Source organism: Klebsiella sp. R445 (assembly GCF_051131755.1).
Taxonomy (GTDB): domain Bacteria; phylum Pseudomonadota; class Gammaproteobacteria; order Enterobacterales; family Enterobacteriaceae; genus Klebsiella; species Klebsiella lignicola.
On sequence record NZ_CP180446.1, the window covers coordinates 5,124,656 to 5,150,615 of the forward strand.

25 protein-coding genes are annotated in these 25,960 nt (G+C 55.6%); 17 read left to right on the plus strand and 8 right to left on the minus strand.

The window, feature by feature from the left end:
• Positions 1-3: 3 nt before the first annotated feature.
• Together ACMYSN_RS24120 and ACMYSN_RS24125 are read left to right on the plus strand one after the other, a co-directional pair.
• Positions 4-1,095 (plus strand): ABC transporter ATP-binding protein, encoded by a 1,092-nt coding sequence (locus ACMYSN_RS24120; RefSeq protein ID WP_462496432.1) that lies wholly within the window; start codon positions 4-6, stop codon positions 1,093-1,095.
• An 11-nt stretch (positions 1,096-1,106) separates the two neighbouring features.
• Positions 1,107-2,255 (plus strand): alginate lyase family protein, encoded by a 1,149-nt coding sequence (locus tag ACMYSN_RS24125; RefSeq protein ID WP_462498335.1) that lies wholly within the window; start codon positions 1,107-1,109, stop codon positions 2,253-2,255.
• On the opposite strand, the gene ACMYSN_RS24130 is transcribed toward ACMYSN_RS24125, so the two are convergent.
• Entirely contained in the window at positions 2,252-2,755 is a 504-nt protein-coding gene (locus ACMYSN_RS24130; protein WP_462496433.1) for a ferritin family protein, read from the minus strand. The genes ACMYSN_RS24125 and ACMYSN_RS24130 overlap by 4 nt on opposite strands.
• 780 nt (positions 2,756-3,535) lie before the next feature.
• Between ACMYSN_RS24130 and ACMYSN_RS24135 the strand changes: the two genes are divergently transcribed.
• The 5 genes from ACMYSN_RS24135 (at position 3,536) to otsA (ending at position 9,450) form a co-directional block, all read left to right on the plus strand.
• Positions 3,536-4,516 (plus strand): arabinose ABC transporter substrate-binding protein, encoded by a 981-nt coding sequence (locus ACMYSN_RS24135; protein WP_462496434.1) that lies wholly within the window; start codon positions 3,536-3,538, stop codon positions 4,514-4,516.
• Positions 4,517-4,577: 61 nt separating this feature from the next.
• Positions 4,578-6,092 carry an L-arabinose ABC transporter ATP-binding protein AraG gene (gene araG, locus ACMYSN_RS24140; protein WP_123754932.1) on the plus strand — a complete coding sequence of 505 codons (1,515 nt, stop codon included), beginning with the start codon at positions 4,578-4,580 and terminating at the stop codon, positions 6,090-6,092.
• A 14-nt stretch (positions 6,093-6,106) separates the two neighbouring features.
• Positions 6,107-7,087, plus strand: coding sequence for an L-arabinose ABC transporter permease AraH (gene araH, locus ACMYSN_RS24145; protein ID WP_462496435.1), 981 nt, complete (start codon positions 6,107-6,109; stop codon positions 7,085-7,087).
• A gap of 160 nt (positions 7,088-7,247) precedes the next feature.
• Positions 7,248-8,051 carry a trehalose-phosphatase gene (otsB, locus tag ACMYSN_RS24150; RefSeq protein WP_462496436.1) on the plus strand — a complete coding sequence of 268 codons (804 nt, stop codon included), beginning with the start codon at positions 7,248-7,250 and terminating at the stop codon, positions 8,049-8,051.
• Positions 8,026-9,450 (plus strand): trehalose-6-phosphate synthase, encoded by a 1,425-nt coding sequence (otsA, locus tag ACMYSN_RS24155; RefSeq protein WP_462496437.1) that lies wholly within the window; start codon positions 8,026-8,028, stop codon positions 9,448-9,450. The genes otsB and otsA overlap by 26 nt, the downstream gene beginning before the upstream one ends.
• Positions 9,451-9,477: 27 nt before the next feature.
• Here the strand turns inward: otsA and uspC are convergent, their stop codons facing one another.
• Entirely contained in the window at positions 9,478-9,906 is a 429-nt protein-coding gene (uspC, locus tag ACMYSN_RS24160) for a universal stress protein UspC (RefSeq protein WP_462496438.1), read from the minus strand.
• 360 nt (positions 9,907-10,266) lie between these two features.
• Between uspC and ACMYSN_RS24165 the strand changes: the two genes are divergently transcribed.
• Positions 10,267-11,850: an MFS transporter gene (locus tag ACMYSN_RS24165; protein ID WP_462496439.1), complete on the plus strand. Its 1,584-nt coding sequence runs from the start codon at positions 10,267-10,269 to the stop codon at positions 11,848-11,850.
• A gap of 4 nt (positions 11,851-11,854) precedes the next feature.
• The gene (gene bglB / locus ACMYSN_RS24170; protein ID WP_462496440.1) at positions 11,855-12,994 is read left to right on the plus strand and encodes a glycoside hydrolase family 88/105 protein; all 1,140 of its coding nucleotides are present in this window, start codon (positions 11,855-11,857) and stop codon (positions 12,992-12,994) included.
• Between the two features lie 93 nt (positions 12,995-13,087).
• Here bglB and argS read toward each other — a convergent pair whose 3' ends face one another.
• Positions 13,088-14,821, minus strand: a complete 1,734-nt coding sequence (gene argS / locus ACMYSN_RS24175) for an arginine--tRNA ligase (RefSeq protein ID WP_462496441.1) — start codon at positions 14,819-14,821, stop codon at positions 13,088-13,090.
• A 231-nt stretch (positions 14,822-15,052) separates the two neighbouring features.
• Here argS and ACMYSN_RS24180 point away from each other — a divergent pair, with 231 nt between their 5' ends.
• Both ACMYSN_RS24180 and cutC read left to right on the plus strand, forming a co-directional pair.
• The gene (locus ACMYSN_RS24180; RefSeq protein WP_462496442.1) at positions 15,053-15,622 is read left to right on the plus strand and encodes a VOC family protein; all 570 of its coding nucleotides are present in this window, start codon (positions 15,053-15,055) and stop codon (positions 15,620-15,622) included.
• Positions 15,623-15,698: 76 nt separating this feature from the next.
• Complete coding sequence (cutC, locus tag ACMYSN_RS24185; RefSeq protein ID WP_462496443.1) at positions 15,699-16,442, plus strand: copper homeostasis protein CutC; 744 nt, start codon at positions 15,699-15,701, stop codon at positions 16,440-16,442.
• 88 nt (positions 16,443-16,530) lie between these two features.
• On the opposite strand, the gene cmoB is transcribed toward cutC, so the two are convergent.
• The 5 genes from cmoB to ACMYSN_RS24210 form a co-directional block, all read right to left on the minus strand.
• Positions 16,531-17,544 (minus strand): tRNA 5-methoxyuridine(34)/uridine 5-oxyacetic acid(34) synthase CmoB, encoded by a 1,014-nt coding sequence (cmoB, locus tag ACMYSN_RS24190; RefSeq protein WP_462496444.1) that lies wholly within the window; start codon positions 17,542-17,544, stop codon positions 16,531-16,533.
• Positions 17,541-18,284: a carboxy-S-adenosyl-L-methionine synthase CmoA gene (gene cmoA / locus ACMYSN_RS24195; RefSeq protein WP_434584104.1), complete on the minus strand. Its 744-nt coding sequence runs from the start codon at positions 18,282-18,284 to the stop codon at positions 17,541-17,543. The genes cmoB and cmoA overlap by 4 nt, the downstream gene beginning before the upstream one ends.
• A gap of 39 nt (positions 18,285-18,323) precedes the next feature.
• Positions 18,324-18,719 (minus strand): MAPEG family protein, encoded by a 396-nt coding sequence (locus ACMYSN_RS24200; protein WP_123754920.1) that lies wholly within the window; start codon positions 18,717-18,719, stop codon positions 18,324-18,326.
• Positions 18,720-18,836: 117 nt separating this feature from the next.
• Complete coding sequence (locus tag ACMYSN_RS24205) at positions 18,837-19,655, minus strand: DUF72 domain-containing protein (RefSeq protein ID WP_462496445.1); 819 nt, start codon at positions 19,653-19,655, stop codon at positions 18,837-18,839.
• Positions 19,652-20,218 (minus strand): YecD family hydrolase, encoded by a 567-nt coding sequence (locus tag ACMYSN_RS24210; RefSeq protein WP_462496446.1) that lies wholly within the window; start codon positions 20,216-20,218, stop codon positions 19,652-19,654. The genes ACMYSN_RS24205 and ACMYSN_RS24210 overlap by 4 nt, the downstream gene beginning before the upstream one ends.
• Before the next feature lie 283 nt (positions 20,219-20,501).
• Between ACMYSN_RS24210 and aspS the strand changes: the two genes are divergently transcribed.
• The 6 genes from aspS to ruvB all read left to right on the plus strand — a co-directional run bounded on the left by aspS (position 20,502) and on the right by ruvB (position 25,913).
• Complete coding sequence (aspS, locus tag ACMYSN_RS24215) at positions 20,502-22,289, plus strand: aspartate--tRNA ligase family protein (RefSeq protein WP_462496447.1); 1,788 nt, start codon at positions 20,502-20,504, stop codon at positions 22,287-22,289.
• A 1-nt stretch (position 22,290) separates the two neighbouring features.
• Positions 22,291-22,734, plus strand: coding sequence for a dihydroneopterin triphosphate diphosphatase (gene nudB, locus ACMYSN_RS24220; RefSeq protein ID WP_462496448.1), 444 nt, complete (start codon positions 22,291-22,293; stop codon positions 22,732-22,734).
• A 52-nt stretch (positions 22,735-22,786) separates the two neighbouring features.
• A complete protein-coding gene (locus tag ACMYSN_RS24225) occupies positions 22,787-23,527 on the plus strand; it encodes a YebC/PmpR family DNA-binding transcriptional regulator (RefSeq protein WP_462496449.1) in 741 nt (246 codons plus the stop codon).
• Between the two features lie 154 nt (positions 23,528-23,681).
• Positions 23,682-24,203, plus strand: a complete 522-nt coding sequence (ruvC, locus tag ACMYSN_RS24230; protein WP_004864044.1) for a crossover junction endodeoxyribonuclease RuvC — start codon at positions 23,682-23,684, stop codon at positions 24,201-24,203.
• Positions 24,204-24,282: 79 nt separating this feature from the next.
• Positions 24,283-24,894, plus strand: a complete 612-nt coding sequence (gene ruvA, locus ACMYSN_RS24235; RefSeq protein WP_462496450.1) for a Holliday junction ATP-dependent DNA helicase RuvA — start codon at positions 24,283-24,285, stop codon at positions 24,892-24,894.
• An 8-nt stretch (positions 24,895-24,902) separates the two neighbouring features.
• Positions 24,903-25,913 carry a Holliday junction branch migration DNA helicase RuvB gene (gene ruvB, locus ACMYSN_RS24240; RefSeq protein WP_462496451.1) on the plus strand — a complete coding sequence of 337 codons (1,011 nt, stop codon included), beginning with the start codon at positions 24,903-24,905 and terminating at the stop codon, positions 25,911-25,913.
• The last annotated feature ends 47 nt before the right edge of the window (positions 25,914-25,960 follow it).

The window sequence follows — 25,960 nt, forward strand, 5'->3', positions numbered from 1 at the left end:
GTGATGGGTGCGGTTGTTCTTAACAATGTCCGTAAATCTTATGGCGAAGTTAACGTCATTAAAGACGTCTCGCTGACCATCCCTGATGGCGAATTCTGCGTTCTTGTCGGCCCCAGCGGCTGCGGCAAATCGACGCTGCTGCGGATGATCGCCGGGCTTGAGGAAATTTCCGCAGGCGAGGTGCATATCAATAATAAAAATGTGACCGATGTTGAACCGAAGCTGCGCGATATTGCCATGGTTTTTCAAAGCTATGCGCTCTACCCGCAGATGACCGTGCGGGAAAATATGGGTTTTGCCCTGAAGATGGCCAGACTGCCGAAAGAAGAGGTGCGAGAGAAAGTGACGGAAGCCGCCGCTTTGCTGGGGCTGGAGCCGCTGCTTGAACGCTTACCAAAGGATCTTTCCGGAGGTCAGCGCCAGCGCGTGGCGATGGGGCGTGCCATTGTGCGCAAGCCTCAGGTCTTTCTGTTTGATGAACCGCTTTCCAACCTGGACGCCAAGCTGCGTACTCAGGTCAGAGGCGAAATTCGCGAGCTGCACCGTCGGTTGAAAACCACCTCGGTCTACGTGACCCACGATCAGATTGAAGCGATGACGATGGGGCAAATGATCGTCGTGCTGCGTGATGGTCGCATCGAGCAGGCGGGAACGCCGCTGGAATTGTACGATCGGCCCGCAAATCTGTTCGTGGCGGGATTTATCGGCTCGCCGGAAATCAACCAGCTGAAAGGTACCGTCCAGTTGGATGGGGATAAAGTGAGTTTATGCCTGAAGGATGGTTCCTTGTTGATGTTGCCCCCTGGGCTACAGGTTCGTCATGGTCAGCAGGTTGTCTACGCCATTCGGCCCGAGCAGGTAAAGGTGGTGAAAACGCCACGGGAAGATGCGATTGCCGCGACGATCACGGCCATTGAAAACACCGGTTCCGATGTACAACTTTTCTGCGACACCGGCGGCGGCGCGTTTACGTCCGTCTTTAAACAGCGACTGGATGTCTGTGAGGGCGAGGCGCTGTGGCTCCAGCCGAAACTCTCCGGCGTGCACTTGTTTGATGCACAGAGCGGTTTACGTATTACCGGCCAGGGGGAGTAATCACGGTGATGATGAAGTTGTACACCCTGGACGAACGGTGCCTGCAGAATGCCCAGAGCAATTTGAAACAGCCGTTTTCACCTCTACAGCCTGCGCTGAGTAGCCTGATTTTGCACGCCGATAAACTGAGCCGCGAGACGCCCGAAAGCGTGGTGCATAAAAAGCTCAGACCCGTCAGCGGCGATCCGCACGACTACTATAGTCTGGGGACTTACTGGTGGCCGAATCCCCGGCGCCCTAACGGGTTGCCCTACATTCGTCGCGACGGTCATACCAATCCGCAATGTGAAAATAACGATACCGATACGGCGCGGATCATTCGTATGTGCGAACGGTGTATGACCTTAGGACTGGCCTGGTATTTCAGTGGTAAGCGCCAGTATGCCCAGGCGGCAGCGCTGCAAATCCGCTGCTGGTTCCTCGATGCGCAGACCCGGATGAATCCGCATCTCAACTATGGTCAGGCGATCCCCGGTATTGTCTCCGGGCGCGGCACCGGTCTTATCGACACCCGCTTGTTGTGGATGGTCATTGATACTATCGGCCTGGTTGCCCCGGCGAATGTCCTTGATACCGATGACATTATTGGCTTGCACCAATGGTTTCGCGATTTTAATCATTGGATGTATTACAGCGAAATCGGCCATTCCGAATATGTCTGGCATAACAATCATGGCACCTGGTATGACGCCCAGCGGGCGGTCAATGCGCTGTTTTATGGCGATAAAGGGCTGGTGGCGCGGATCATTGAACAGGGGGTGACCCAGCGTATGGCGGCGCAGATCGATCAAGATGGTAAGCAGACGATGGAGCTGGAACGTACGATACCATTCCACTATTCGCTGTTTAATCTGGAAGCGCATCTGTTGCTCAACCGCTACGCTGAGCATGTGGATATCGATCGCTGGAATGTGATTCGCGATGGACGCGGCGTGAAGCAGGGGATTGATTACCTGGTGCCGTTTATTCGCGAACCGGACCTGTGGCCCTACAGCGATCTGCAGGGGATCGTCTGGGACAGCGCGTTGCGGGTACTTTTACAATCGGTGCGCGGCTATGCCAGTCAGGCTGAGGACTATAAAGCGGTGCTGAAACCGTTCCCGCAGGAATCCCTTTCGCTGAGGGAACGGTTAATGTGGTGCCCGCCGCTACGGCCTTAGTGCGGGCGAGGGGTGACCAGGCTCAGCAGCTGGCGGTCGGTCTGTTGCATACACAGGCCGGCTTTACCGGCGTGACGGACCTTTTCCAGCACGCTTTGCAGCAGGATGCCATCCTGGCGCTGTTCTTTCTCTAATTGAGTCAGGAAACGCCAGGTGGTGTCGTCGCTGTGGGCTTTGGCCTCTTCGGCCAGCCCGGATAGCGTGCTGCTACGCTGTTGGTGATCGGCAAGCGTCGCGGTAAAAAGCTCTTCGAGAGAAGCGCAGTCGTGACGATAGCAATTTTTGCTTTTGACAATCGGCCAGCTGCCGCCGGTTTTCATAAAATCGAATACCCGCATCATCTGCGTCACCCGGGACTGCGCCCGGGAGCGTAAAAAGGTGGCGGTGCCGCTCAGACGCTGCTGTTCACACCATTCGCTGAGATGCAGGTATAGATTTGACGCGTGGAACTCAAGGTTCATCTGATGATTGAGTTTTTGAGCCATTCCAGGAACAACCATAAAAATATCCTTATTTAAGCTGGAGGTATCATTCGCACGTCGAGAGCCCTCATCCGTAAGCATCCGCATGCAAGACTCATTGCGTGCCACATTATTAGCAAAATAATTAATGTGTATTTCCCTGTGTCATCGATAATTTATTTCCGACTATCGACAAATATAGAATACGCGCAAGAATGCGTTAAGAAAACTCTCAAGTATCGGTATTTACGTTTCGTTACAACATCCCTGCTAAGTGTATTGTTATATGATTTAATCTCGTTTTTTATGTTTTTATTTTATTGATTTTATTGTCATTTTAATTTTTTAGGAAAAAGGATGAGTGCTACGATATTTATCTTAAATAAGAGTTTAACCTGACGTTAATAATTCGGTCATAACGAATCAATATTGCGAAAAAAATGTCAAAATAAATAGCGTGAATGAATTTCTGCGGAAGCGGGCGTTTTGGACCCGCGAGGCCTGTCAGCAGTGACCAGACAGTGACATGAGTGTCACAAGGATAACTCTGCTGCTGGCATGGACAAAATTGCTATCCATGACGTCAATTGTCTGACAATTGGCGTTTTTTTTATGTCTTTTTTCGCTGAATCTATGCACGCAATTACTGTAATTCCGCGATGTGATAATGCTCTCGTATGGAGAATTGATTTCCGGTTATTACTTAATGAACAACGGCAGTACGAGTTACTGTTTCATCTAATGCCTTGTTTTACGTCCGATAAAATAATTAAGTCCGATACTTCCCTACAGAAAAACGAAATAAAGCTGGAGTTTACCATGCACAAATTTACTAAAGCGCTGGCGGCGATCGGTCTCGCTGCGGTTATGTCACAATCAGCTATGGCTGAATCCCTTAAGCTCGGTTTTCTGGTTAAACAGCCGGAAGAACCCTGGTTTCAAACAGAATGGAAATTTGCTGATAAGGCCGGCAAAGATTTAGGGTTTGAAGTCATTAAAATCGCGGTACCGGATGGTGAGAAAACCCTTAACGCCATCGATAGCCTGGCGGCCAGCGGTGCCAAAGGCTTTGTTATCTGTACCCCTGACCCGAAACTGGGGGCTGCCATTGTAGCGAAAGCCCGCGGCTACGATATGAAAGTCATCACCGTCGATGACCAGTTCGTCAATGCCAAAGGCAAGCCGATGGACAGCGTACCGCTGGTGATGATGGCCGCCAGTGAAATCGGCGCGCGTCAGGGCCAGGAGCTGTATAAAGAGATGCAAAAACGTGGCTGGGACGTCAAGGATACCGGCGTGATGGCCATTACCGCTGATGAACTCGATACCGCCCGCCGTCGTACAACTGGCTCGATGGATGCGCTGAAAGCGGCCGGCTTCCCGGAGAAACAGATCTACCGCGTGCCGACCAAATCTAACGATATCCCCGGCGCTTTCGATGCTGGTAACTCAATGCTGGTTCAGCATCCGCAGGTGAAACACTGGCTGATCGTGGGCATGAATGACAACACCGTCCTCGGCGGCGTGCGCGCAACCGAAGGGCAGGGCTTTAAAGCCGCAGACGTGATTGGCATCGGGATTAACGGTGTTGATGCGGTGAATGAACTGTCGAAAGCCCAGGCGACCGGCTTCTACGGCTCTCTGCTGCCAAGCCCGGATATCCACGGTTATAAAACCAGTGAAATGCTCTACAACTGGGTGACCAAAGGCGCAGAGCCGCCAAAATTCACCGCAGTTACCGATGTGGTGCTGATCACTCGCGACAATTTCAAAGAAGAGCTGGCGAAGAAAGGGCTGTAAGGCCTGGCTTACCACGCCTCCTGCTCGCGCGGGAGGCTGAGTCCAGAAGAGCGGAGTCGTTATGCAACAGTCTACCCCTTATCTCTCATTTCGCGGTATCACCATGACTTTTCCCGGCGTTAAAGCGCTGTCTGATATTAGCTTTGACTGCTATAGCGGACAGATACACGCATTGATGGGAGAAAACGGCGCCGGGAAATCCACGCTGCTGAAGATCCTTAGCGGCAACTATATTCCGACCTCAGGCGATCTGCAGATTGGCGGGCAGCCGAGGGTCTTTACCAACACCACCGAAGCGCTTAACGCCGGCGTGGCGATCATCTATCAGGAGCTGCACCTGATCCCGGAAATGACCGTCGCGGAGAATATCTACCTCGGCCAGATCCCGCATAAATACGGCCTGGTGAACCGTTCGCTGCTGAACTACGAAGCCCGTCTGCAGCTTGAGCATCTGGGGTTAGATATCGACCCGGAAACGCCGCTGAAATATCTCTCCATCGGCCAGTGGCAGATGGTGGAAATTGCCAAAGCGCTCACCCGCAACGCCAAAGTGATCGCCTTTGATGAACCGACCAGTTCACTTTCGGCCCGTGAGATCGACAATCTGTTCCGCGTCATCCGCGAACTGCGGCAGGAAGGGCGCGTCATTATCTATGTGTCGCACCGCATGGAGGAGATCTTCGCCCTGAGCGATGCGATCACCGTCTTCAAAGATGGCCGCTATGTTTGCACCTTTGATGATATGGCTACCGTCAACCATGATGCGCTGGTCCAGGCGATGGTGGGGCGCGAGTTGGGCGATGTTTACGGCTGGAAGCCACGTGAATATGGTGAGGAGCGGCTGCGTCTTGAGCAGGTGAAAGCCCCTGGCGTGCGTGAGCCGGTGAGTTTGTCGGTGCGCAGCGGGGAGATCGTCGGCCTGTTCGGGCTGGTGGGCGCCGGGCGCAGCGAATTAATGAAAGGGCTGTTTGGCGGCACCCGCATTACCGGCGGCCAGGTCTATATCGACGGGCAGGCGATTGATATTCGTAAACCGGCCCACGCAATTGAGGCCGGGATGATGCTGTGCCCGGAGGATCGTAAAGCCGAAGGCATTATTCCGGTTCACTCGGTGCGCGACAATATCAACATCAGCGCCCGGCGGCGGCATATTCACGCCGGCTGCATTATCAATAACGGCTGGGAAGCGCAAAACGCAGAACACCATATCAACGCGCTCAACATTAAAACCCCCGGCGCCGAACAGCTCATTATGAATCTGTCTGGCGGCAATCAACAGAAGGCGATTCTCGGGCGCTGGCTGTCGGAAGAGATGAAAGTGATCCTGCTGGATGAACCTACCCGTGGGATTGACGTGGGGGCGAAACACGAAATTTATAACGTTATCTACGCCCTGGCGGCCTCTGGTGTGGCGGTGGTGTTCGCGTCCAGCGACTTACCGGAAGTGCTCGGTGTGGCCGATCGCATTGTGGTCATGCGCGAAGGCGAAGTGGCGGGTGAACTGCTGCATGAAGATGCCAATGAACAGCAGGCGTTAAGCCTTGCGATGCCAAAAGTGAGCCAGGCGGTCGCCTGAGTAAGGAGTCAAAGATGTCCTCTGTTACTACCCCAAACGCCAGCCGTTCCGCATTCAGTTTTGCCCGAATCTGGGATCAGTTTGGCATGCTCGTGGTCTTTGCCGTGCTGTTTATCGGCTGCGTGATTTTTGTGCCTAACTTTGCCTCGTTCATCAATATGAAAGGGCTGGGGCTGGCGATTTCTATGTCCGGCATGGTGGCCTGTGGGATGCTGTTTTGCCTGGCGTCCGGCGATTTTGACCTGTCGGTTGCTTCGGTTATCGCCTGCGCGGGGGTGACCACCGCGGTGGTGATCAACCTGACGGAAAGTATGTGGATAGGTATTGCAGCCGGTCTGCTGCTGGGCGCGCTGAGCGGGCTGGTGAACGGCTTCGTGATAGCCCGGTTAAAGATCAACGCCCTGATCACCACCCTGGCAACGATGCAGATTGTTCGTGGCCTCGCCTATATCATCTCCGATGGTAAAGCGGTCGGTATCGAAGACGAGCGCTTCTTTACCTTAGGCTATGCCAACTGGTTTGGCCTGCCGGCACCGATCTGGCTGACCGTCGCCTGCCTGATTGTTTTCGGCCTGCTGCTGAACAAAACCACCTTTGGCCGCAATACCCTGGCGATTGGCGGCAATGAAGAGGCGGCCCGACTGGCTGGTGTTCCGGTGGTTCGCACCAAAATCATCATTTTTGTGATTTCCGGTCTGGTGTCCGCGGCGGCGGGGATCATCCTGGCATCGCGTATGACCAGCGGCCAGCCGATGACCTCTATTGGCTATGAGCTGATTGTGATTTCGGCCTGCGTGTTGGGCGGCGTGTCCTTGAAAGGCGGGATCGGCAAGATCTCCTATGTGGTCGCCGGGATCCTGATCCTCGGTACCGTTGAGAACGCGATGAACCTGCTGAACATTTCGCCGTTCTCCCAGTATGTAGTGCGTGGCGTGATTCTGTTGGCGGCGGTTATCTTCGATCGCTACAAACAAAAAGCGAAACGCGCTGTTTAACGAGCCCCAACCTTCAAGTTTACTTCTCGATCGACGCCAGCGCCCGCTGCGCTGGCGTCAACAATCAAAAATGGCGATCCCGGTCACACTGTCTATACTTACATGGCTAACAATTCGTTAACAACCAGCATTTCGCTGGCCATGAAAGGAGGAAAACAGGGTGGCTGACCAGATATCTGTACCGCCTGTGCCAACCGGAAATTACGCTTTTTTCTTTGACCTCGACGGTACCCTTGCCGATATCAAACCTCATCCCGATCAGGTTGTTATCCCCGCTAACGCGCTGCTGGCGCTGCGGCAACTGGTGTTGCAGCACAATGGTGCCGTGGCATTGATTTCAGGGCGCTCAATGGCTGAGCTTGATGAACTTACCCGTCCGTATCGGCTGCCGTTAGCCGGTGTTCACGGGGCTGAGCGCCGCGATATCAATGGTAAAACCCATATTGTCTCCTTGCCTGATGCGCTGCTGAAAGAGCTGGATGAACAACTGCAAAGCGCACTGGAGAAGATGCCAGGCTGCGAGCTGGAACGTAAAGGGATGGCGTTTGCCCTGCATTATCGCCAGGCGCCGGAGTACCACCACGAAGCGCTGTTGCTGGCGCAGCAGTTAGTGAAGCACTATCCGATCCTGGCGCTACAGCCCGGTAAGTGCGTGGTGGAGATTAAACCGCGCGGCGTGAATAAAGGCGAAGCGATCGCCACTTTTATGCAGGAAGCACCGTTTCAGGGACGTGAGCCGGTGTTTGTGGGGGATGACTTGACGGACGAAGCCGGTTTTAACGTGGTGAACCGGCTGGGCGGCATGTCGGTGAAAGTCGGGAGTGGCGACACTCAGGCGCACTGGCATCTGCCGGATGTGGCTGCCGTTCAGCACTGGTTACTTAGCATCGCCAATAACAGACAACAACCCGATGCGCGAAACGACAGGAGGGATGGCCATGGGACGCTTAATCGTCATATCTAATCGTATTGCGCCGCCGGATGATAAAAAAGCCAGCGCCGGTGGCCTGGCGGTGGGGATCCTCGGGGCGCTGAAGGCCGCGGGAGGATTGTGGTTTGGCTGGAGCGGGGAAATCGGCGACGACCAGAAGCCGCTCACCAGAGTCACGCGCGGTAATATTACCTGGGTGTCGTTTACCCTCAATGAGCAGGACCACGACGAATATTACAACCAGTTTTCCAACGCGGTGCTGTGGCCGGCATTCCACTATCGCCTGGATTTAGTGGATTATCAGCGCGCTTCCTGGGACGGCTATCTGCGGGTTAACGCGAACCTTGCGGAAAAACTCCTGCCGCTGATTGAGCCCGACGATATTGTGTGGATCCACGATTATCATCTGCTGCCACTGGCCAGTGAACTGCGCCGGCGCGGGATGACCAACCGCACGGGCTTCTTCCTGCACATTCCTTTCCCGACGCCGGAAATCTTCAACGCGCTGCCGCCGCACGCCGAACTGCTGGAGCAGCTGTGCGACTACGACCTGCTGGGATTCCAGACCGAAAGCGATCGACAGGCGTTCCTGGATAGCGTCGCGTTGCAGACCCGTCTGGTGACGCGAGGCGGCCGGAACCACGATGCCTGGGGGAAACATTTTCGCACCGAGGTCTACCCGATCGGCATCGACCCTGCCGAGATTGCCCAAAGCGCCAAAGGTCCGCTGCCGCCAAAACTGGCGCAGCTGAAAAGCGAGCTTAAGAGCGTGCAAAATATCTTTTCCGTCGAGCGGCTGGACTACTCCAAAGGGTTGCCGGAGCGCTTTCTTGCCTATGAGTCTCTGCTGGAAAACTATCCTCAGCATCATGGGAAGATTCGTTATACCCAGATTGCGCCGACCTCGCGCGGTGAAGTGCAGGCCTATCAGGATATTCGCCATCAGTTGGAGACGGCGAGCGGCAGAATTAACGGTCAGTATGGTCAACTGGGATGGACGCCGCTGTACTACCTGAATCAGCACTTTGAACGTAAGTTGTTGATGAAGATATACCGCTATTCCGACGTTGGCCTGGTGACGCCGCTGCGTGACGGCATGAACCTCGTCGCGAAGGAGTTTGTTGCCGCCCAGGACCCGCAGAACCCGGGGGTGCTGGTGCTGTCGCAGTTTGCCGGTGCGGCAAATGAGCTGACCAGCGCGTTAATCGTCAATCCTTACGATCGCGATGAAGTGGCGGCGGCGCTGGACCGCGGCCTGACCATGCCGCTGGAGGAGCGCATTGCGCGCCACTCGCAGATGATGGCGGTGATCAAGGATAACGATATCCACCACTGGCAGGCGCGGTTTATCAGCGATCTCCAGCAGATCAAACCGCGGCGCGAGAATACCCCCTTAGCGCAGAACGTCTCCGCGTTACCTAAACCTGCCTAATCACCCTGCAGGCTGACGCCGTCGGCGTTAGCCTTTTTCCAGCGACACTAACAACACGTCAACACCGCTGCTGCCGATGATGCTTTTTGCCGAGCAGGTCGCGCGGGAAAACAGGCTGTGGTTGTGATTGCCGCAAATCACCAGGTCCACCTGATTCTGCTGGCAAAAATCGTTGATGTGATGGCTCAACTCACCGCTGGCGATCGTCATTTTATCGATCGGGTAGTCGGCCTCTTTTGCCAGTTCAGAGAGGAAGTCCCGGGTCTCTTCCTGCATTAAATCCCGCAGATTTTCCAGCATTGGGGCAGCGAACTGATTATAGAGTTCCGGGTCGGTGGCCAGGGTAATCAGACTGACTTTGGCATCAAGCGGGCGCGCAATCGACACTGCTTTGCTGATCAACACGCGGCTTTCCGGCGTGGGGGCGACGGCAACTAACAGGTGTGAGTACGGCATCGGGCCTCCTTGAGATACGCGAAACAACCATCAACACTTTCTTTACTCCCATTATAACCCTCCCGCAAGGGCTATTCGTCACAGTTGGTCACACAATTTCTTGTCGTGGGAAATCACGTTTCTGCGCTTCAACTTTTCTTAATGGTCTTTGATTTTGTTATAAAAGAAATGGTGTTTTATAAATCGGTGATGCGTGTTCGCTGACTCTTTGTATTTTTGCCATGTATGGGGGTGGGCTGGCAATAAGGGAAAGGTAACCCTTGGTCGCTGCTTTTACTGTAGCCATGTATCCACTTCTTTATTGGCTGCGCCAAAAAGAGGAGCGAAGTTCTCTAATAAAAAGACACAGGATTTGCGGCGATGAAAACACGTAAAATCGGTTTGGCTAACTATCTTGCCTATGGCTCCGGCGATTTCCTTGGGGCCGGAACCACCGCCCTGACGGCGGCCTGGCTACTCTATTTTTATACGACTTTCTGTGGTCTCTCCCCCATTGAAGCGACGTTGATCTTCGCGACGGCGAGGGTGCTGGATGCGGTCATCAGCCCGCTGATGGGATTTTTGACCGATAACTTTGGTACCACGTGGCTCGGTAAACGTTTTGGGCGACGCAAGTTCTTTATTTTGCTTGGCATTCCCTGCGTGTTCAGTTATTCCATCATGTGGGTGGGTGACATGGGGTTCTGGTATTACCTGCTCACCTACCTGCTGTTTGATATTGTCTACACCATGATTCTGGTGCCGTACGAAACGCTGGTACCGGAAATGACGGATGATTTTAAACAAAAGACCAAATTCTCCGGCGCGCGTATTTCCATGGCGCAGATGTCCGCCATTCTGGCGTCATTCCTGCCCGGCGTTCTGTTGACCCATTTTGGCAAGGATAATGCGGTCTCCTTTTTCTACGCCAGCCTGGTGTTCTCGGTGCTCTGTGCGCTGATGCTCACCTTCGTCTGGTTCTTTACCTGGGAGCGACCGCGGGAAGAGTGGTCGGAAGCGGCTCTGCGAGCGGAAGACGAGAAACGCAATTTGTCGCTGGCTCAGAGCCTTAACCGCCTGTTTATCGAGCTGAGCTCGACGCTGCGGATCAAGATTTTCCGTCAGCATTTAGGCATGTACCTCGGCGGCTATATCGCCCAGGACGTCTTCAATGCCGTGTTTACCTACTATGTGGTCTTTGTGCTGATGCAGGAAGCTGCAATGGCATCCAATCTGCTGGGCACGATGGCTATCTTCCAGTTTATTGCGGTGATTGCCATGATCCCGCTGTGCATCCGCTTTGGCCCCGCGCCGTCCTATCGCATGGTGGTGGTGCTGTTCGGCCTGAGCTCGCTGTCCTACGCGCTGCTCTACTACGCCGGTCTGAGCGATGTCTACTCTCTGCTGCTGTTAGTGTCCGCCGTCGCTGGCCTGGGTCGTGGCGGGATCAACTACGTGCCGTGGAATACCTATACCTACATCGCGGATGTCGATGAGGTGATCACCGGGCAGCGTCGCGAGGGGATCTTCGCCGGCATTATGACCCTGACCCGCAAAGCCTCTCAGGCTGGAGCGGTGATGCTGGTGGGGATCATCATGCAGCTTTCCGGCTTTGTCTCCGGGCAGAAAGTTCAGCCTGAAGAAGTCAGTCATACCATCTTATTGATTCTGAGCGTGGGGACGTTGCTGGTACTGGCCTGCGGTTTCCTTGTCTCACTGCGCTTTAAGCTCAATCTGGCGACACACAGCGTGCTGCGGGCGGAAACGCTCAAAATGCGCCAGTCAGGACGTGCCCAGCCGGAGCTGGCGACGGCGGAAGACCGTGCGGTGGTAGAGATGCTCGCCGGGATGCCGTACGACTCGCTGTGGGGAAATAACAATATTGGTTATCTGAATCGTAATAATCCTGCCGCGCCATCGCTTAAGCAGGGTACAGAAATGAATTCGACATATAACAGAGGTTAACGATATGAAGGTTTGGCCTGTTAAACATAGCCCATTACTGTGTCAGCCAGAGCATTTTATCGCCCGGAATGAACTGCAGGCGTTGATCCAGAAAGTGACGCACAATCTGGTCAATATTCGCGACGACGCCGGGACCTTTCTGCTGCGCCTGGATGACGGACGGGTGATTGACACCAAAGGGTGGGCCGGTTGGGAATGGACTCACGGGGTCGGGCTGTACGGGATCCATCAGTACTACCAGCAGACCGGGGACAGCGCGATGTGCGAGATCATCGACCGCTGGTTCGCCGAGCGTTTCGCCGAAGGAGCAACCACCAAAAACGTCAACACCATGGCGCCGTTCCTGACGCTGGCCTACCGCTACGAGGAGACCGGTAAGCCGGAGTATCTGCCGTGGCTCGACAGCTGGGCGGAGTGGGCGATGCATGAGATGCCGCGCACCGAACACGGCGGGATGCAGCACATTACCCTGGCGGAGGAGAACCATCAGCAGATGTGGGACGACACGCTGATGATGACCGTCCTGCCGCTGGCAAAAATTGGCAAACTGCTCGATCGTCCGCAGTACGTGGAAGAGGCGGTGTACCAGTTTTTACTGCATGTGCAAAATCTGATGGACCGGGAAACAGGGCTGTGGTTCCACGGCTGGAACTATGACGGCCAGCATAACTTTGCCCGGGCGCGCTGGGCGCGGGGCAACAGCTGGCTGACGATGGTGATCCCGGATTTCCTGGAGCTGGTGGATTTGCCTGAGCACAGCGCCGTCAGACGCTACCTGGTGCAGGTCCTGAACGCGCAAATAGCCGCGCTGGCAACCTGTCAGCACGAGAGCGGCCTGTGGCATACCCTGCTGGACGACCCGGATTCCTATCTGGAGTCTTCAGCCACCGCCGGGTTTGCCTACGGTATCCTCAAAGCGGTGCGTAAACGCTACGTCAGTCAGGAGTACGCCGCCGTGGCGGAGCGGGCGATTCGCGGAGTCGTCAAACACATCTCCCCGGAAGGTGAGCTGCTGCAAACGTCGTTTGGTACCGGAATGGGGTCGAATCTCGATTTTTACCGCGAGATCCCGCTGACCTCAATGCCTTACGGCCAGGCGATGGCGATCCTGTGCCTGACGGAGTATCTGCGCAAATATTTCTGATGGATGGTGGATGGGACGGCCTGGGGCGAAACGCCTGTCGGGCCGACAAAAAGAAAACCCGGCGTTGGCCGGGTTTTTTGCTGTTTACCGCGTTTACATCCGCTCGACGGTTTCGATACCCAGCGTATCCAGACCCTGCTTCAGGGTTCTGGCTGTCAGCTGCGCCAGTTTCAGGCGGCTGTTGCGCGTGGTTTCGTTTTCAGCGGCGAGGATCGGGCAGTGCTCGTAGAAGCCGGAGAACAGACCTGCCAGATCGTAGAGATACGCGCACATCACGTGCGGGGTGCCTTCACGAGCCACCACGGTCAGGGTTTCTTCGAACTGCAGCAGACGAGCGGCCAACTGCGCTTCGCGATCTTCGGTCAGGATCACCGGTGCCGCGGCCAGAGCTTGTTCGTCAATGTCCGCTTTACGGAACACCGAGAGCACGCGGGTGTAGGCATACTGCATATAAGGCGCGGTATTACCTTCAAAGGCCAGCATGTTGTCCCAGTCGAATACGTAGTCGGTGGTCCGGTTTTTTGACAGGTCAGCGTATTTCACTGCACCGATACCCACCGCGTTGGCCAGTTTTTCCAGCTCATCGGCCGGCATATCCGGGTTCTTTTCTGCCACCAGGCGACGGGCGCGTTCCAGCGCTTCGTCCAGCAGGTCGGCAAGTTTGACGGTACCGCCCGCACGGGTTTTGAACGGCTTGCCGTCTTTACCCAGCATCATGCCGAACATGTGGTGTTCAAGCGGGACGGAATCCGGCACGTAACCGGCTTTACGCACGATGGTCCAGGCCTGCATCAGGTGCTGATGCTGACGGGAGTCGATGTAGTAGAGCACGCGGTCGGCATGCAGGGTTTCGTAACGGTATTTCGCACAGGCGATATCGGTGGTGGTGTAGAGGTAGCCGCCATCCTTTTTCTGGATGATGACGCCCATCGGTTCACCTTCCTTGTTTTTGTACTCATCAAGGAACACCACGGTCGCGCCTTCGCTTTCGCAGGCGAGGCCTTTGGCTTTCAGATCGGCAACGATACCCGGCAGCATCGGGTTGTACAGGCTTTCACCCATGACATCATCGCGGGTCAGGGTGACGTTCAGGCGATCGTAGGTAATCTGGTTTTGCGACATGGTGATGTCGACCAGCTGGCGCCACATCTGACGGAAATACTCGTCGCCGCCTTGCAGTTTAACCACGTAGCTACGGGCGCGCTCGGCGAAGACTTCATCTTCGTCATAATGTTTTTTCGCGTCGCGGTAGAAACCTTCGAGGTCGGACAGCGCCATCTCCCCGGCGTTTTCCTGCTGCTGTTTTTCCAGCCAGGCGATCAGCATGCCGAACTGAGTACCCCAGTCGCCAACGTGGTTAGCACGGATCACTTTATGGCCGAGGAATTCGAGGGTCCGGACCGCTGCGTCACCGATGATTGTAGAGCGCAGGTGGCCGACGTGCATTTCTTTGGCAACGTTTGGCGCCGAGTAGTCAACGACGATAGTCTGCGCCTGCGGCTGGGCAACACCCAGGCGATCTGACGCCAGCGCGCTGTTGACGTTGTCCGCTAAAAAGGCCGGATCGAGGAAAATATTGATAAAGCCAGGTCCGGCGATTTCAACCTTGTTCGCAATGCCCTTGAGGTCGAGATGAGTCAGGACCTGCTCAGCGAGTTGTCGCGGCGCCATACCCAGTTTTTTCGCGACTGCCATCACGCCGTTGGCCTGATAGTCACCGAACTGGATTTTTGCTGACTGGCGGACCTGAGGTTCGCAATCGGCAGGGGCACCTGCTGCGACCAGGGCCTGGCTGACTTTTTCTGAGAGAAGAGCCTGAATATTCACCGGAATACCTTACTTTTAAGGCGCGATAACCCTTACGGGGCGGCGCCGGAATGTGGACAAATTAGGGCAGGAGTATACTGCATTTGCGCCCATGCGTCAGCACCGCGCGCGCGTGACCGGGCAGCGTGCTTAATCCATAACCACTCGGCGACGACCCGGCCGTATTCCCGGTTGGTCGCCGCCGGGAAACGCGATAAATTACCCGCTCTATGGCGTGGATTGAGGTTAAAAATGGCGAACTGGCAGCAAATTGATGAACTCGACGATATTTCCGCGGATCTGCCGCGTTTTCGCGATGCGTTAAGTACCCTGGCTGGCCGACTGGGGCTGGATATCACGCCGCTGGATGCCGACCACATTTCGTTGCGCTGTCATCAAAACGCCACCGCAGAACGCTGGCGTCGTGGGTTTGAACAGTGCGGCACGTTGCTGTCGGAAAACATTATCAACGGTCGCCCGATCTGCCTGTTCAAACTTGATGAGCCGGTCAGCGTCGCCCACTGGCGTTTCCACATCGTTGAGCTGCCGTGGCCGGGCGAAAAGCGCTATCCCCATGAAGGTTGGGAGCACATCGAGATCGTGCTGCCAGGGGAGCCGCAAACCCTGAATGCCCGTGCGCTGGCGCTGCTCAGCGATGAAGGGCTGGCGCAGCCGGGAATATTTGTCAAAACCAGCTCACCGAAAGGAGAGCGCGAACGACTGCCGAACCCGACGCTGGCGGTGACCGACGGTACGGTGACCATCAAATTTCACCCGTGGTCGATTGAGCAAATTGTTGCCAGTGAACAATCTGATGCGTGACAGTGTGAAGCGACGCGGTTTTTGAACCGATAAATCATGACATGCTGTGTTGCCTGCAGCGTGCAAGGAGAGGGGAATGACGTTACTGGAAGTCTGCTGCTACAGCATGGAGTGCGCGCAAGAGGCGCAGCGCCAGGGGGCCGATCGCATTGAGTTGTGCGCCGCGCCGCAGGAAGGGGGCTTAACGCCTTCACTGGGCGTGTTGAAAACGGTTCGTCAGACGGTGACGATCCCGGTGCATCCGATTATTCGCCCGCGAGGCGGCGATTTTTGTTACACCGACGGCGAATTTGCGGCGATGCTTGATGACGTCGCCACGGTCAGGGAACTCGGTTTTCCCGGCCTGGTGATCGGCGTGTTAGATCCTGACGGGCGGGTTGATATCCCGCGGATGAAAAAAATAATGGCGGCGGCGGGACCGCTGGCCGTGACCTTTCATCGGGCCTTCGATATGTGCGTGAACCCGCATGAAGCCTGGCGCGCGCTGGCCGATCTCGGTGTCGCTCGCATCCTGACATCGGGACAACAATCCAGCGCTGAAAAAGGTCTTTCATTAATTACGGAACTTATTGCCCAGGGCGATACTCCAACCATTATGGCTGGTGCAGGTGTTCGAGCGGCCAACCTGGAAAAGTTCCTCCAGGCGGGAGTCAAAGAGGTGCACAGTTCGGCCGGGCAGTGGGTGCCTTCGCCAATGCGCTTTCGTAATCCTGGATTGTCGATGTCGACCGATGCCGACGCAGATGAATATTCGCGCTATGCCGTTAATGGCGTAGCGGTAGCAGAAATGAAGCTCATCATTTCCGCACAGAGCAGTTAAACCGTTTTTTGCTGCACATCATGTCGCCCAATATGATGATTGCCCGTACCAGGCCCCTGCAATTTCAACAGGGGTCTTTTTTTGGCCTTTATTTACGCCCGGACGCTTTTTTCGCCAGCGATTGCTGGGTTTCTGGCTTGGTCGCGACGATCACCGCGCGCAGCGGAGCCGGGTAGCCCTCAAGAGTTTTGCTGCTGTCGTTGGGGTCGAGGAAGTCGGCCAGCGATTCGGTGGTCATCCACTCGGTGCGGCGCTGCTCGTCGGTGGTGGTGACGCAGGCATCGACGATGCGTACATCGACAAAACCGCATTTCTCCAGCCACATTTTCAACGCCGCGGCGGACGGGATAAAATAGACGTTACGCATCTGCGCGTAGCGGTCTCCCGGCACCAGAACGGTGTTTTCATCCCCTTCAATCACCAGAGTTTCCAGCACCAGTTCGCCCCCTTCGACCAGCTGATCTTTAAGCTGCCACAGATGGTCAAGCGGTGAACGGCGATGGTACAGCACGCCCATGGAGAAAACGGTATCGAAGGCGTTCAGCGCCGGCAGCTGTTCAATGCCCAGCGGTAGCAGGTGAGCGCGCTGATCGTTGCCCAGCAGCTTACGCACCGCTTCAAACTGACATAAAAACAGCTGCGTCGGATCAATGCCAACCGCCAGATGCGCGCCGGCGCCGATCATCCGCCACATGTGATAGCCGCTGCCGCAGCCGACGTCGAGAATAGTGCGTCCGGTCAGGTCGGAGAGATGCGGTAACACCCGCTCCCATTTCCAGTCGGAGCGCCATTCGGTGTCAATGTTGACGCCGTACAGCGAGTAGGGGCCTTTGCGCCACGGCATCAGGTTTTTAAGCAGATTTTCAATGCGCAGGCGGTGGCCTTCGCTTAACGGCGTTTCGCTGTCGGCGGTAACGCTGTGCAGCAAGTCCAGACGATAGGGGGCAAACTCAGGCAAAAACTCGACGGCCCGCTCCCATTCGCGGAACTTGCCATGCAGCGCCTCACGTTGCCAGGCGGCAACTTGCGCAGGCAAGGTCTCCAGCCAGTGAGATAACGGGCTTTTAGCGATTTGCTGATAAAAATTACTGAAATCGATCATGCTTTTTCCCCGGACTTCACCGCAACCAGTGAACCAAAGTTAAAGCACTGGAACCACAATTCGGCATGTTCAAAACCGGCTTTACGCAGGCGTGCTTTGTGTGTCTCTACGGAGTCGGTCAGCATGACGTTTTCCAGCATGCTGCGCTTCTGGCTGATTTCCAGCTCGCTGTAGCCATTGGCGCGCTTGAAGTCGTGGTGCATGTTGAACAGCAGCTCGCCGACATGGCTATCTTCAAAACTGAATTTTTCTGACAGCACCAGCGCACCGCCGGGGTTCAGCCCGCGGTAGACTTTATCCAGAATTGCCTGGCGTTCATCGGGCGCAAGAAACTGAATGGTGAAATTCAGCACCACCATTGAGGCGTTCTCAATCGTTATATCGCGAATATCGCCTTCCACCACCTCGACGGGCGTTGGCGCTTTATAGGCATCAATATGCCGGCGGCAGCGTTCAACCATAGCCGGGGAGTTATCCACCGCCACAATCTTACAGCCGGCATGGGCGATGTTACGTCGAATAGAGAGCGTCGCCGCGCCGAGCGAACAGCCGAGGTCATAAACCTGAGTATCGGGCTGGACGAAGCGTTCAGCGAGCATGCCGATCATCGAAATAATATTGGAATAGCCGGGGACCGAGCGCTGGATCATATCCGGGAAGACTTCAGCAACCCGTTCATCAAAGGTCCAGTCGCCGAGACTGGCAATCGGCGCGGAAAAAAGCGTATCGCGGTGAGACATAACGTTAAACCCGAAAAAACGAAAACGGCGTATTGTGCGCTAATGTAAGGAGAAAACCAACTCCCAGGGCATATACCACAAATTCGCCAGCACCATCAGCACCAGCGAGCACCAGGTCGCGCTCATTCCCGAACGGCGCCAGCTGTACAAGCGGTGGTGAAAACCATAGGAGTGCATCAGTCGTCCGGCAATCAACAAAATGCCGCACACGTGAACCATCCAGTTCTGCGCCCCGTTCATCTCCATAAACAGCAGCATGATGAGGCCAATGGGAACGTACTCAACGGCATTGCCGTGCACGCGGATAGCTACCTGCAGCTCGCTAAATCCCCCGTCACCATACCCGACGTGATATTGCGTGCGCAGACGAACCACATCAAAAGAAAATTTAATGAGCAATAACGCACCCAAAACCGCGTAAAGCGCGCTGACCATACCAAAAACTCCCTGTTATTCTTTTATACCTTTGATCCTTCAAGATGCTTGCTTGTAGGCGGCAACGCAACTCGAATTATTTAGGGCATCGATGACTCCGATTATCATAGCAGGATATCAGAAAAGAGAGGTTTGCTGCGGAATTGACGGTGCATCGCCTACCTCGGGCAACGTCCGGCGTAAATCCCCCCACAGCGTATTAACCAGCTCCGGCGCCTGGGCGATGTCCGGCGTATGGAGAAACAAGAAGGGCGTTGTCGTCTGGCTCCATTTGGCCAGCGTTGGTAGCCAGGACTCAAACAAGCGCTGACTTTGCGTCATGTCGTCGCTGGCAATAAAGCGCACCAGCGGATTGCCGCCGGTCACCACGGCATGAACCGGCAATTTGGGTTTTTTACGTTGCGCATCGACCATCGCCGGGTTACGCGCGATGGCGCTATGTACCGGGCGACTGTCGAGGATCGCGCGATTGACATTGCGTTGATGCAGCCCGCGATTGAGCATCTGCTCGGCCTCGCCTTTGGCGAAGAATTGCGGATGTCGGACCTCGACGCCGTAGGTGAACTGTGCCGGTAAACTATCGAGGAACTGCCACAGCGCAGGCAGGTCCGTGGGGCCAAAGGTGGCGGGTAGCTGTAACCAGAACTGGCCAATGCGCGACGCCAGCGGCGCCAGGCGTGAAAAAAACTCAAGGGTTAAATCATCACAATGTCGCAGGGCCGCCTGATGTGAAATCGTAGCAGGGAACTTGAAACAGAAGCGAAAATTGTCGCTGGTTTGTTCATACCAGCGGCTGACAATGTCGGCTTTGGGCAGGGCGTACAGCGTGGTATTGCCTTCCACACAATTGAAATGGCGAGCGTAGTCTTCAAGACTGGTGATGCCCAGTCGCACCCATTTCGGGTGCGACCATTGCGGGAGCCCAATATAGATCATAAGGCGGCGAGGACATCCTCAGTGCTGCGCACCCGGGCAATACGCGGGAAGATATTCGTCATGCTGCCCTGATGTTGTTCCGCAGACGGCGCGCTGCAGGCATCTTCAACGATAACCAGGTTGAAGCCCAGTTCCCAGGCGTTACGGGCGGTGGATTCCACCCCGATATTGGTGGCGATGCCGCAGAGGATAATGGTGTCGATGCCGCGACGGCGCAGTTGCAGCTCGAGATCGGTGCCATAGAAGGCGCCCCACTGGCGTTTGGTGACTTCAATATCACTGTCCTGTTTGCCTAATGCAGCTGGCCAGCTCCACCAGTTCTCCGGCAGCGCGTGCGCGCCGGTCTGGGCGTCAACCGGTTGCTTCAGCGCTTCGGCGAAATCATTGGACCAGCCAACGCGCACCAGAATCACCGGCGCTCCCAGCTCACGGCATTTTTGCGCCAGGCGGGCGGAACGTGTAACGACGTCCTCAGCACGGTGTGGCCCACCGGCAAAAGGCAGAATGCCTTCCTGCAGGTCGATGGCAACGAGAGCGGTTTTTTTCGCATTGAGTTCTAACATGGTAACCCCGTATCTTGTTATGTCGTTTGCCCGTTACAATACCGTTGCCGAACGCGCTTTTGGCTAACAATTATTGTTAATTTTTGTGAGCACGGACAATAAGCGTACAGCAAAGCAGCGTACAAACTGCGTCGGGCTTATCGTGCGGCGGAAATTCCATTATAATGACCGCCTTTTTTCATTCAGTTGTGACACATTCAGTTGTGACATTCAGCTAAAGCTGCGACTCCGTCGCCTGCGAGGCAGGCTACAATCCGCCTGCGGCTAAGTTAAGGGATATCTCATGCGTACAGAATATTGCGGGCAGCTGCGTCAGTCCCACGTTGGGCAGCAGGTGACTCTGTGTGGTTGGGTCAACCGCCGCCGTGACCTCGGCAGCCTTATCTTCATCGATATGCGTGACCGCGAAGGCATCGTGCAGGTGTTCTTCGATCCGGACACGGCCGAAGCCTTAAAGCTGGCTTCCGAACTGCGTAATGAGTTTTGCATTAAAGTCACCGGCACCGTGCGTGCGCGTGATGCGAAAAACGTCAACGCTGATATGGCGACCGGCGAAATCGAAGTGCTGGCGTCTGACCTGGTTATCATCAACCGTTCAGAATCACTGCCGCTGGATTCCAACCACGTTAACACCGAAGAAGCGCGTCTGAAGTACCGCTATCTCGACCTGCGTCGTCCGGAAATGGCTAATCGCCTGAAGACGCGCGCCAAAATCACCAGCTTCGTGCGTCGCTTTATGGACGATCACGGCTTCCTCGACATCGAAACGCCGATGCTGACCAAAGCCACGCCGGAAGGCGCGCGCGATTACCTGGTGCCGTCCCGGGTTCATAAAGGCAAATTTTACGCGCTGCCGCAGTCTCCGCAGCTGTTCAAACAGCTGCTGATGATGTCCGGTTTTGACCGCTACTATCAGATCGTAAAATGCTTCCGTGACGAAGACCTGCGTGCTGACCGCCAGCCGGAATTCACCCAGATCGACGTCGAGACTTCCTTTATGACCGCGCCGCAGGTGCGTGAAGTGATGGAAGCGCTGGTGCATCAGCTGTGGCTGGACGTCAAAGGTGTCGATCTGGGCGCGTTCCCGATCATGACCTTTGCCGAAGCCGAGCGCCGTTATGGTTCTGATAAACCGGATTTGCGTAACCCGATGGAACTGGTCGATATTGCCGATCTGGTGAAAGCGGTTGAGTTTGCGGTCTTCTCCGGTCCGGCGAACGACGCCAAAGGCCGCGTTGCCGCGCTGCGCGTTCCGGGTGGGGCTGCACTGACCCGTAAGCAGATTGATGAATACGGCAAGTTCGTGCAGATTTACGGCGCCAAAGGTCTGGCCTACATGAAAGTCAACGAGCGCGCGAAAGGCCTCGAAGGCATCAACAGCCCGGTGGCAAAATTCCTCAACGCTGAGATCGTTGAAGCAATCCTTGAGCGTACCGCTGCTCAGGATGGCGACATGATTTTCTTCGGCGCCGACAACAAGAAAGTGGTTGCCGATGCGCTGGGCGCGCTGCGTCTGAAGCTGGGTAAAGACCTGAGCATCACCGACGAAGCCAAATGGGCACCGCTGTGGGTTATCGACTTCCCGATGTTCGAAGAGGATGGTGAAGGCGGCCTGACCGCGATGCACCACCCGTTCACCTCGCCGAAAGACATGACCGCGGACGAACTGAAAGCGGCACCGGAAACCGCGATTGCGAACGCCTACGATATGGTTATCAACGGCTACGAAGTGGGCGGTGGTTCCGTACGTATTCACAGCGGCGACATGCAGCAGACCGTCTTCGGCATTCTTGGTATCAATGAACAAGAACAGCGTGAGAAGTTTGGCTTCCTGCTCGACGCCCTGAAATACGGCACCCCGCCGCACGCAGGCCTGGCCTTCGGTCTGGACCGTCTGACCATGCTGCTCACCGGTACTGACAACATCCGTGACGTTATCGCCTTCCCGAAAACCACGGCGGCGGCCTGTCTGATGACGGAAGCTCCGAGCTTCGCGAATCCTGCGTCTCTGGGTGAGTTAGGTATCCAGGTTGTGGCGAAAGAGACAAAAGAGTCTCCGGAGAATAAGTAAGATGTCATTCAAGCTTCCCGTTTCTGTTCTGGTGGTCATTTATGCCGAAGATACGAAGCGGGTGCTGATGTTGCAGCGACGCGACGATCCTGCTTTCTGGCAGTCGGTTACCGGCAGTCTGGAAGCGGGGGAGAACGCAGCGCAAGCCGCCGTGCGTGAAGTAAAGGAAGAGGTCGCAATTGACGTTGCTCACGAGCAACTGGCCTTAATTGACTGTCAGCGCACGGTGGATTTCGAAATATTTTCGCATTTACGTCATCGCTACGCGCCGGGCGTTGAGCGCAATACTGAATATTGGTTCAGTCTTGCGCTCCCGCATGAACGCCAGATTGTCTTTACAGAGCACCTGGATTACCGCTGGGTTAATGCGACGGAAGCCGCCGCATTAACCAAGTCGTGGAGCAACCGGCAGGCGATTGAAGAATTTGTAATTAACGCCAACTAATTTTCCCCGGACTTTTAGCGGTCGGGAAAAGGCTTTTTTGGAGATATTATTTATGGCAGGTCACAGTAAATGGGCCAACACCAAGCACCGCAAAGCAGCACAGGATGCGAAGCGCGGTAAGATCTTTACTAAAATCATTCGTGAGCTGGTTACCGCTGCACGTCTGGGCGGCGGCGACATCGCCTCTAACCCACGTCTGCGCGCGGCTGTTGATAAGGCGCTGTCCAACAACATGACGCGTGACACCCTGAACCGTGCGATCGCGCGTGGTGTCGGTGGCGATGACGACGCAAACATGGAAACCATCATCTATGAAGGTTACGGCCCTGGCGGCACAGCGGTCATGGTTGAATGTCTGAGTGATAACCGCAACCGTACCGTTGCCGAAGTGCGTCACGCGTTTACCAAAACCGGCGGCAATCTTGGCACCGATGGTTCCGTGGCCTATCTGTTTAGCAAAAAAGGGGTTATCTCTTTTGAAGCTGGCGATGAAGACGTGATTATGGAAGCGGCGCTGGAAGCCGGTGCTGAAGACGTGGTGACCTATGACGACGGCGCGATCGACGTCTATACCGCATGGGAAGATATGGGTAGCGTACGTGACGCGCTGGAAGCCGCTGGGCTGAAAGCGGACGCCGCGGAAGTCTCCATGATCCCATCGACGAAAGCCGATATGGATGCGGAAACCGCGCCGAAACTGCTGCGTCTGATCGATATGCTGGAAGATTGCGACGACGTGCAGGAAGTTTATCACAACGGCGAGATCTCTGATGAGGTCGCCGCAACGCTGTGATTCCCGTAATCTTTCAGCCCACAGCGGTGTTGGATCTCCTCGCTGTCCCAGGTCACGTAGCTAATTTACGTTGCAGGGGATTCGCTGGGTGGCCGCCTGACTGTGAACTGAAATATTCAGGATCTCAGGGGCTAGTTATTACCGGAGAGGCGTGATGGCTATTATTCTCGGCATTGACCCGGGCTCGCGCATCACCGGCTATGGCGTTATCCGCCAGGTCGGGCGGCAGTTAAGTTACCTTGGCAGCGGCTGTATTCGCACCAAAGTTGACGACCTGCCGTCGCGACTTAAGCTGATTTATGCTGGTGTGACGGAAATCATCACCCAGTTCCAGCCGGATTATTTCGCCATTGAACAGGTGTTTATGGCGAAAAACGCCGACTCAGCCTTGAAGCTGGGGCAGGCACGCGGTGTGGCGATTGTTGCGGCGACAAATCAGGACCTGCCGGTCTTTGAGTATGCCGCGCGACAGGTGAAGCAAACCGTGGTCGGTATCGGTAGCGCGGAAAAGAGTCAGGTGCAGCACATGGTGCGCACGCTGCTTAAGCTTCCCGCCAATCCCCAGGCGGATGCGGCGGATGCCCTGGCGATTGCCATTACCCACTGCCACGTCAGTCAGAATGCGGCTCAAATCAGCGAGACGCGGCTCAATCTGGCGCGTGGACGCCTACGATAACCTCAAATCAGGCTGGATATTTATCCAGCCTTTTTTTATGATACCGCAGATACTTTAGCCCTTAACGCAGGAGCACCATGTGATAGGCAGACTCAGAGGCATCGTTCTCGAAAAACAACCCCCGCTGGTCTTACTGGAAACGGGAGGCGTGGGCTATGAAGTTCACATGCCGATGACCTGTTTTTATGAACTGCCGGAAGTGGGCAACGAGGCTATCGTCTTTACCCACTTTGTCGTCCGCGAAGATGCGCAGCTTCTGTATGGCTTTAATAACAAACAGGAGCGCACCCTGTTTAAAGAGCTGATTAAAACCAATGGCGTCGGGCCAAAACTGGCGCTGGCGATCCTCTCCGGCATGTCAGCGCAGCAGTTTGTCAACGCCGTCGAACGCGAAGAGCTGGCGGCGCTGGTGAAACTACCGGGCATCGGTAAGAAAACCGCAGAGCGCCTGATCGTCGAAATGAAAGATCGCTTTAAAGGCCTGCATGGCGACCTGTTTACGCCAGCCGCCGATCTGGTGCTGACTTCGCCGGCCGGTCCGTCTGATAATGACGCCGAGCAGGAAGCGGTTGCTGCGCTGGTGGCGCTGGGCTATAAACCTCAAGAGGCCAGCCGGATGGTGAGCAAAATCGCCCGTCCGGATGCCAACAGTGAAACGCTAATTCGCGAAGCGCTCCGCGCCGCGTTGTGAGGTAAGGGATGATTGAAGCAGACAGGCTGGTATCGGCAGACAGCACCGGGTTTGAAGAGTCGGCCGATCGCGCAATCCGCCCTAAATTGCTGGCAGAGTATGTCGGGCAACCGCAGGTGCGTTCGCAAATGGAGATCTTTATCCAGGCGGCAAAACTGCGCGGCGATGCCCTCGATCACCTGCTGATCTTTGGTCCACCGGGGCTGGGGAAAACCACGCTGGCCAACATCGTTGCCAACGAGATGGGCGTTAATCTGCGCACCACCTCTGGCCCGGTGCTGGAGAAAGCGGGCGACCTGGCCGCCATGCTGACCAATCTCGAACCCCATGACGTACTGTTTATTGATGAAATACACCGTCTTTCCCCGGTGGTGGAAGAGGTGTTGTATCCGGCGATGGAAGACTACCAGCTGGATATTATGATCGGTGAAGGGCCGGCGGCGCGTTCTATCAAAATCGATCTGCCACCGTTTACCTTGATTGGCGCCACCACGCGCGCGGGGTCATTGACGTCGCCGCTGCGTGACCGCTTCGGGATCGTACAGCGCCTCGAGTTCTATCAGGTGGCTGACCTGCAGCATATCGTGAGCCGCAGCGCCCGGCATATGGGACTGGAAATGAGCGATGAAGGGGCACTGGAAGTAGCACGTCGCGCGCGTGGTACTCCGCGTATTGCCAACCGTCTGCTGCGCCGGGTTCGTGACTTTTCCGAAGTGCGCCACGATGGCAGCATCTCAATGGACATTGCCGCTCAGGCGCTGGATATGCTGAATGTCGATGCCGAAGGGTTCGATTACATGGACCGTAAGCTGCTGCTGGCGGTGATCGACAAGTTCTTTGGCGGTCCCGTCGGCCTGGATAACCTGGCGGCGGCGATTGGTGAAGAGCGGGAAACTATCGAGGATGTTCTTGAGCCGTATCTGATTCAGCAAGGCTTTTTACAGCGTACACCGCGCGGTCGAATGGCGACGGTACGCGCCTGGAACCACTTCGGCATTACGCCACCCGCGATGCCATAACGCCGGGAAACTCAGCGTTTATTCCCCGGTAAGCACCAGTGCTACCG